Genomic DNA, 6,934 nt, shown 5'->3' on the forward strand with positions numbered 1-6,934 from the left:
GCATGCGCCCGCAGGAGATCATTGCTCTGCGCCAGGAATCCGTGGCCAGGGAGAAGCGGCAATCGCGCCATCGTGCGAGGGACCATAAAGAAGCGCGCCAGGCGAAGAGAAATCGGTACGTCCTGCTTAACGGGCGGGCATTGCACACCCTGGAATTCGCCGCTCAATACGCGGAGCGCCGGAAAGCCGGGAGTAGTTCAATCAAGGAGTTTCCCTACGTTTCCCCGCCCTTAAAGATGAGTCAGTACATCCGTCAGACCTCAGACCTGTACAAACAATGGGCGCCAACCCTGAAGAAGCTGGCGACGCGTTATCGGCCGCCGTACAACTGCCGTCACACTTATGCGACAATATGCACAATGTCTGGCATGAACCCCGCCTTTATTGCTCAACAGCTTGGACACAGCGTCCAAATGCTGCTGTCGACTTATGCGCGCTGGCTGAACTCTAGCGGAGACTGGGGAGAGATGGAAAAACTCCAGAATGCCCCAGGAATGGCCCAAGCATCAAATGCGCAGCCCGCAACCCATTGATAGGTAAAGTAATTGATCTCCACAGCAAATATCACGATGCAGTTCGGCGCCAAGCCGTTGTTCGAGAACGTTTCGGTCAAATTTGGTGCGGGTAACCGCTATGGCCTGATCGGCGCCAACGGTTGCGGCAAGTCGACCTTCATGAAAATCCTCGGTGGCGACCTCGATCCGTCCGGCGGTCAGGTCATGCTCGAACCGAACGTGCGTCTGGGCAAGTTGCGCCAGGACCAGTTCGCCTACGAAGAATTCACCGTGATCGACACCGTGATCATGGGTCACGAAGAGCTGTGGAAGGTCAAGGCCGAGCGCGACCGCATCTACTCGCTGCCGGAAATGACCGAAGAGGACGGCATGGCCGTCGCCGAGCTGGAAACCGAATTTGCCGAGATGGACGGTTACACCGCCGAATCGCGCGCCGGTGAACTGCTGCTGGGCCTGGGTATCGGCATCGAGCAACACTTCGGCCCGATGAGCGAAGTTTCGCCAGGCTGGAAACTCCGCGTTCTGCTGGCTCAGGCACTGTTCTCCGATCCGGAAGTGCTGCTGCTCGACGAACCGACCAACCACCTGGACATCAACACCATCCGCTGGCTGGAAAACGTGCTGACCCAGCGCAGCAGCCTGATGATCATCATCTCCCACGATAGACACTTCCTGAACAGTGTCTGCACCCACATGGCTGACCTGGACTACGGCGAGCTGCGCCTGTTCCCGGGCAACTATGACGAGTACATGACCGTGGCGACCCAGTCCCGCGAGCAACTGCTCTCGGACAACRCCAAGAAGAAAGCACAAATCTCCGAACTGCAATCGTTCGTCAGCCGCTTCTCGGCCAACGCCTCGAAAGCCAAGCAAGCCACTTCCCGCGCCAAGCAGATCGACAAGATCCAGCTGGCCGAAGTCAAACCTTCGAGCCGCGTGAGCCCGTTCATCCGTTTCGAGCAGAACAAGAAGCTTCATCGCCAGGCGGTCATCGTCGAGCGTATGGCCAAGGGCTTCGACGGCAAGAATCTGTTCAAGGACTTCAGCTTCACCGTTGAAGCCGGCGAGCGTGTGGCGATCATCGGCCCGAACGGTATCGGTAAAACCACCCTGCTGCGCACCCTGGTCAACGAATTGAGCCCGGATGCCGGTAGCGTGAAATGGACCGACGCCGCAGAAATCGGCTACTACGCACAGGACCACGCTTCGGATTTCGAAGATGAATCCAACCTGTTCGACTGGATGGGTCGCTGGACTCAAGGTGGCGAGCAACTGGTCCGTGGCACCCTGGGCCGCATGCTGTTCTCCAACGACGAGATCCTCAAGTCGGTCAAGGTCATCTCTGGTGGTGAGCAAGGTCGCATGCTGTTCGGCAAGCTGATTCTGCAAAAGCCGAACGTGCTGGTGATGGACGAACCGACCAACCACCTGGACATGGAATCCATCGAAGCGCTGAACCTGGCGCTGGAAAACTATCCGGGCACGCTGATCTTCGTCAGCCACGACCGTGAGTTCGTATCGTCGCTGGCCACTCGAATCATCGAGCTGAGCCCAAGCGGTGTGATCGACTTCAGCGGCACCTACGATGACTACCTGCGTAGCCAGGGCGTAGTGTTCTAAGCAGTTTTCAGCCGCGCGCTTCACGTAAAAGCCCCGTCCATGTGACGGGGCTTTTGTGTTTTTGACTAGAGGATGCGGTAGAGCAAGCGCTCAATCCGTACCCGGCTGACCCGACGCAGAAACTTGCTCACCGCCGGCGGGTATTCGAGCAAGGTTTCCAACTGCTGATAGCGTTCAATGCGGCGGGTGTTGTGGAAAATCTCCGCCAGCTCACTGCGACGGGGTTCCTGCAACTCACCTTTCGGGTCGTCGATCAGCAAAGCGTTTTCCAGGTCCAGGCGGAAGGCTCGCGGGTTGAGGTTGTTGCCGGTCAACAAGGTGTAGCGTTCGTCGACCCACATGCCTTTGAGGTGATAGGTGTTGTCGCCGTCGCGCCACAGATGAAGGCTCAACTGACCGCTGTCGATCACCCGCTGATGGCGCTTGGCGAAGCGTCGCAGGCTGATTTCATAGAGATACGGTAACGCGGCAATGACCTTGAACGGCTCGCTTGGCGGAATGTAGAAGTCGTTGGCAGTCTTGTCACCGACAATGATATCGATCTTCACCCCGCGTGCCAGCGCCCGGTTGATTTCACGGGTCACCGGCAATGGCAGGTTGAAATACGGTGTGCAAATAGTCAGCTGATGCTGGGCGCAGGCAATCAACTCACAGATCACCCGGCTCAACGGGTTGTTTTTACCGACCCCGAGCAGCGGACTGACTGTCAGACCACCCTTGTCCAGCGTACCCGCCGTGGTGTCGTACACCGCGTGCTTGAGGCGACTGCGCAGGTCACCAATGTCACTGCGCAGACTGCGGGTGGTCGGCAGGTTTGGCACGTCAAGACGGTGCACGGCTTTAGAGGCGATCAACCCGTGCTGCACCAGGTGCTGCATGGAATCGGCCAGCGGCCGGTTGCGCAGCACGTGATAACGGTCGTAACGGTATTTGTCGAATTTGTGCAGATAGACGTTATTCAGACTGGCACCGCTGTAGATCACGCAGTCATCGATCACAAAGCCTTTAAGGTGCAACACACCGAACAGTTCGCGGGTTTGCACCGGCACGCCATACACCGGCACTTCGCTGGCATGTTCGCGAGTCTGCTGCTGATACCACGCCGAATTGCCCGGTTGTTTGCCGGCACCGATCAAACCGCGCTGCGCCCGTAACCAGTCAACCACCACCACCACGTCCAGTTCCGGGCGCGCAGCTTTGGCAGCGTGCAAGGCATCGAGGATTTCCTGTCCCGCTTCGTCGTGTTGCAGGTAAAGCGCGACGATGTAGATGCGCTGGGTCGCCTGGGCAATTTTCTCCAGCAGGCAACGACGGAACTCGGCAGCGCCAGAAAGGATAGAAACCGCATCGGCGGTCAGCGGAAAACTGCGCAGTTTGGGCAGTAGAGAGCGTTTGAAAAGCGACGGCATAGGGCTCGCAAATGGGTCGAATCCGAAGAATCGAGAGCTTACACCATGGATCCGTCCGGGTCTTGTTACTGTCTGTAATGGCCTATTCGCGAGCAATCGAGCGTCGACCGGCTGCTCCCACATTTGAAATGCGGTCCTCTGTGGGAGCTTTGCAGCGGCGCGACGTACGCTGGATGAACTGGTTCAAAACCGAGGTGAACAAGGCCCCAACCCCGGCCGAACGGCTGCTCAACCTGTTCACCGTGCTCAAGGACTGGTTCGCCAGCGAAGGCTTTCGCGGCTGTGCCTTTATCAACACCAGCGGCGAAACCGGCGACCCGCAAGACCCGGTGCGCCTGGTCGCGAAAGAACACAAACAGAAACTGCTCGACTATGTGCGCGAGCYCTGTACCGAACATGGCGTAGACGATCCGGAAGCGTTGGCCAAACAGCTGCTGATCCTGATCGATGGCGCCATTACTGTTGCGCTTGTCATGGGCGATCACAGTGCCGCCGATAATGCGCAATGCATGGCGCGAAAGTTATTGGACCTGTAACTGTTCAAGCAAGATCAACTGGCTGTTTTGACACTCACTTTCCCTGGAGACTTTAAATGTCATCTAATGCCGAAGTTCGTCCGCCACTTCCGCCGTTCACCCGTGAGTCCGCCATTGAAAAGATTCGCCTGGCCGAAGACGGCTGGAACTCCCGCGATCCACAACGGGTATCCCTGGCCTACACCCTGGATACCAAATGGCGTAACCGCGCCGAGTTCGCCAACAACCGGGAGGAAGCCAAGGCTTTTCTGACCCGCAAATGGTCCAAGGAACTGGATTACCGGCTGATCAAGGAACTCTGGGCTTTCACCGGGAACCGTATCGCTGTGCGTTACGCCTATGAATGGCACGACGATTCGGGCAACTGGTATCGCTCGTATGGCAATGAAAACTGGGAGTTCGATGAGCATGGGTTGATGTCCAACCGTTACGCCTGCATCAATGACATGCCAATCAAGGAAAGCGAGCGCAAGTTCCACTGGCCGCTGGGGCGGCGCCCGGATGATCATCCGGGCCTGTCTGACCTGGGCTTGTAACCCGGCTGCTGATCGTTCCCATGCTGCGTGGGAACGATCATGCCGGGTATCAGGGCGGTCGCAGGGGGCGGCGGTTATGGGTAAGATGGCGCCCCGCCGTGCCCTCTGCCCCGCCGAATAAGTCGACCTCATGCCTTTCGAACTCAGCGTAGACCTCACCACTCTGGCCATTTTGGCCATCGTCGCGTTCATTGCCGGTTTCATCGATGCCATTGCCGGCGGTGGCGGTCTGCTGACCACCCCGGCGTTGCTCACTGCCGGTTTGCCGCCGCACCTGGTGCTGGGCACCAACAAACTCAGCTCGACCTTCGGCTCGGCCACCGCCAGTTTCACCTTCTACCGACGCAAGCTATTCCACCCGCGGCAGTGGGTACACGCGATCTTCGGAACCCTGGTCGGCGCACTGACCGGCGCAATCATTGCGCACTACCTTCCGGCTGAATGGTTGAACAAGATGCTCCCGGTGATCGTCTTCGCCTGTGGCGTGTATCTGCTGTTTGGCGGCACGCCGAAAGCGCCACTGGACAGCGACGCACCGATCAAGAAGAAGTGGCAGTCGAGCCAGGGTTTCAGCCTCGGTTTCTACGATGGCGTGGCCGGTCCCGGCACTGGCGCCTTCTGGACCGTCAGCAGCCTGCTGCTCTACCCCATCGATCTGGTCAAGGCCAGCGGCGTGGCGCGCAGCATGAACTTCGTCAGCAACATCGCGGCGCTGTCGGTGTTCATCTTTTCCGGGCAAGTGGACTGGATCATCGGCCTGAGCATGGGCCTGTCGGTGATGGTCGGTGCGTTCTTTGGGGCACGCACCGCCATCAGCGGTGGGGCGAAGTTCATTCGCCCGGTATTCATCACCGTGGTACTGGGCTTGACCGTGCGTCTAGCCTGGCAACACTGGTTCAGCATGGCCTAAGCGTCGCGCCACATAGATGTCGATCAGGTAGCGGGCAATCGAACGCCCTGCCGGCAACGGCGGCAGCGCATGAATGTCGAACCACTGGGCGTCTTCGATCTCGTCGGCTTGCGGCACGATCTCGCCACTGGCGTATTCGGCATGAAAACCAAGCATCATCGAATGCGGGAACGGCCAGCACTGGCTGCCCAGATACTGGATGTTCCTGACCTCGATCTGCACCTCTTCGCGCACTTCACGAATCAGGCAATCCTCGGCCGACTCCCCCGGCTCGGCAAAACCCGCCAGGGTGCTATAGACACCCGGAACAAAGCGCGGCGAGCGCGCCAGCAGGATTTCGTCGCCGCGAGTGATCAACACGATCATGCTCGGTGAAATCCGCGGATAAAAGCGCAAATCACAGGGTTCGCAGTACATCGCCCGCTCACGCGGTATCTGCGTCATGCGCTGACCACAGTTGCCGCAAAACCGGTGCTCCCGCGCCCAGGTGCCGACTTGCGCGGCATAACCCAGCACTTTATAAACCGTGTGATCGCCATCGAGCATGAACGCCCGCAGGCCTTTCCAGTTGCAGCCCGGCACTTCGCTGTGAGCCTTGAGCTCCAGCAAATACACCGGCTCACCGTCGAGATAACCGATGCCGTGCTCGGCGAGAATCGACAGGTCCTGACGTTTCAGCCATTCCCGCGGGAACAGCGCGCCGTTGTCGTCGAACAAAAAACCTTCGGGGCTGCGGGCCACGGCCCAGCCGCCGGGCAAGTCGGTGTCGAGTACCGCAGTGGTCCAACGTGAAGTCATGTGTGCTCAGTCCAGAAATTCGGGTTTCTGCTTGCTCATCGACGCCGCCATGGCGACCCGCAGGTCTGCGGATTGCAGCATCGCGGCGTTCCAGGTAGCAATGTATTCCAGGCCATCATTGATGCTGTGATCGCGCATGTAGCTGATCATCTCTTTGGTCCCGGCAATCGCAATCGGCGATTTGGCAGCAATTTCACGGGCAATGCCCATCACCCCATCCAGCAGGCTGGCTGTGTCCGGGTAGACCCGGTTGACCAAGCCGATGCTGCGCGCCTCTTCTGCGCCGAAGGTGCGACCAGTGTATGCCAGTTCGCGCAGCATGCCGTCACCAATGATCCGCGGCAAGCGCTGCAAAGTGCCGACATCGGCGGCCATGCCCATGTCGATTTCCTTGATCGAGAATTGCGCGTCTTCTGCCGCGTAACGCATATCACAAGCGGAAATCAGATCGATCGCGCCGCCCAGGCAATAGCCCTGAATCGCTGCCAGCACCGGTTTACGGCAATTATCGACAGCGTTGAACGAAGCTTGCAACGCCAGGATCTTGCGCCGCAACAGGCGCGCATTGCGACCCGCATCCTTGCCCATTTCATTGGCCACCGAAGCCAGC

Annotated in this window: 7 protein-coding genes and 1 pseudogene; 5 read left to right on the top strand and 3 right to left on the bottom strand. The window is 58.8% G+C overall.

The features are described 5' to 3' along the window. A pseudogene (locus AC1DH9_RS24840) lies at nt 1–533 on the top strand (site-specific integrase); the annotation flags it as partial. Between the two features lie 12 nt (nt 534–545). Then, nucleotides 546–2,135 carry an ABC-F family ATPase gene (locus tag AC1DH9_RS24845; protein WP_477808966.1) on the top strand — a complete coding sequence of 530 codons (1,590 nt, stop codon included), beginning with the start codon at nt 546–548 and terminating at the stop codon, nt 2,133–2,135. Nucleotides 2,136–2,200: 65 nt separating this feature from the next. Here the strand turns inward: AC1DH9_RS24845 and pssA are convergent, their stop codons facing one another. After that, complete coding sequence (gene pssA / locus AC1DH9_RS24850; protein ID WP_427539331.1) at nt 2,201–3,544, bottom strand: CDP-diacylglycerol--serine O-phosphatidyltransferase; 1,344 nt, start codon at nt 3,542–3,544, stop codon at nt 2,201–2,203. Nucleotides 3,545–3,555: 11 nt separating this feature from the next. Between pssA and AC1DH9_RS24855 the strand changes: the two genes are divergently transcribed. The 3 genes from AC1DH9_RS24855 (at nt 3,556) to AC1DH9_RS24865 (ending at nt 5,526) form a co-directional block, all read left to right on the top strand. Beyond that, nucleotides 3,556–4,080 carry a TetR family transcriptional regulator C-terminal domain-containing protein gene (locus AC1DH9_RS24855; RefSeq protein WP_477808967.1) on the top strand — a complete coding sequence of 175 codons (525 nt, stop codon included), beginning with the start codon at nt 3,556–3,558 and terminating at the stop codon, nt 4,078–4,080. A gap of 56 nt (nt 4,081–4,136) precedes the next feature. Continuing rightward, nucleotides 4,137–4,616: a nuclear transport factor 2 family protein gene (locus AC1DH9_RS24860; protein ID WP_427539325.1), complete on the top strand. Its 480-nt coding sequence runs from the start codon at nt 4,137–4,139 to the stop codon at nt 4,614–4,616. 130 nt (nt 4,617–4,746) lie between these two features. Next, nucleotides 4,747–5,526: a TSUP family transporter gene (locus tag AC1DH9_RS24865; protein ID WP_427539322.1), complete on the top strand. Its 780-nt coding sequence runs from the start codon at nt 4,747–4,749 to the stop codon at nt 5,524–5,526. Here the strand turns inward: AC1DH9_RS24865 and nudC are convergent. Next, nucleotides 5,494–6,324, bottom strand: coding sequence for an NAD(+) diphosphatase (gene nudC / locus AC1DH9_RS24870; RefSeq protein WP_427539319.1), 831 nt, complete (start codon nt 6,322–6,324; stop codon nt 5,494–5,496). The genes AC1DH9_RS24865 and nudC overlap by 33 nt on opposite strands. A gap of 6 nt (nt 6,325–6,330) precedes the next feature. Further along, nucleotides 6,331–6,934: crotonase/enoyl-CoA hydratase family protein (locus AC1DH9_RS24875; RefSeq protein WP_477808968.1), on the bottom strand; the 604-nt coding region annotated here is incomplete at its 5' end.

Source organism: Pseudomonas sp. 05T35 (assembly GCF_056396605.1).